Annotated in this window: 1 rRNA gene; it reads left to right on the forward strand. The window is 51.0% G+C overall.

Features of this window, described 5'->3' with window-relative positions:
- Window positions 1-1,079: ribosomal RNA gene (locus WMO17_RS13070) — 23S ribosomal RNA — on the forward strand; the annotation flags it as partial.

Consider the following 1,079-nt stretch of genomic DNA (forward strand, 5'->3'; position numbering starts at 1 on the left):
GGGGGGACCACCCTCCAACCCTAAATACTACCCAGTGACCGATAGCGTATAGTACTGTGAAGGAAAGGTGAAAAGCACCCCGGGAGGGGAGTGAAAAAGAACCTGAAACCCTGTGCCTACAAGCACCTAGAGCGCGTCAATGCGTGATAGGGTACTTTTTGTAGAACGGTCCGGCGAGCGATTGTATGCAGCAAGGTTAAGGACTTAAGGTCTGGAGCCGAAGCGAAAGCGAGTTTGAAAAGGGCGTTAAGTTGCATATAATGGGCCCGAAACCGGGTGACCTACCCATGGTCAGGTTGAAGTGGAAGTAAAATTCCATGGAGGACCGAACCGACCTCCGTTGAAAAGGCGGCGGATGAACTGTGGGTAGCGGAGAAATTCCAATCGAACCCGGAGATAGCTGGTTCTCCCCGAAATAGTTTTAGGACTAGCCTCAAGTTAGATACCTGGAGGTAAAGCACTGAATAGCCTAGCGGCCGAGAGGTTAGCGAAGCTTATCAAACTCAGAATGCCAGAGTATTGATGCTTGGGAGTCAGACAGTGTCAGATAAATGTCATTGTCAAAAGGGAAACAGCCCAGATCTACAGCTAAGGTCCCAAAGTCAGGTTAAGTGGAAAACGATGTGAAGATACGTAGACAACCAGGATGTTGGCTCAGAAGCAGCCACTCATTCAAAGAGTGCGTAATAGCTCACTGGTCGAGCGTCTTTGCGCGGAGAATTTAACGGGGCTAAACCTGACACCGAAGCTTAGGCAGCATGATTACATGCTGGGTAGGGGAGCGTTGTATACGCGGTGAAACAGTAGCGCAAGCGGCTGTGGAGTGTATAGAAGTGAGAATGCCGGAATGAGTAGCGCGAATGCAGTGAGAATCTGCATGGCCGAAAGCCTCAGGTTTCTGGAGGAAGGTTCGTCCGCTCCAGGTTAGTCGGGAGCTAAGGTGAGGCCTAACGGCGTAGCCGATGCACAGACGGTAGAGATTCCGTCACCACCAAAAGAGTTAAACACAGGGACACATATGAAGTCTCGGAGCCGGGTGTTGGTTCCGGTAGCGATCGAGGGAAGTTAGTACCGAAGTC

This window comes from Faecalibacterium faecis (assembly GCF_040096475.1).
In the GTDB taxonomy this organism is placed as follows: Bacteria; Bacillota; Clostridia; order Oscillospirales; family Ruminococcaceae; genus Faecalibacterium; species Faecalibacterium taiwanense.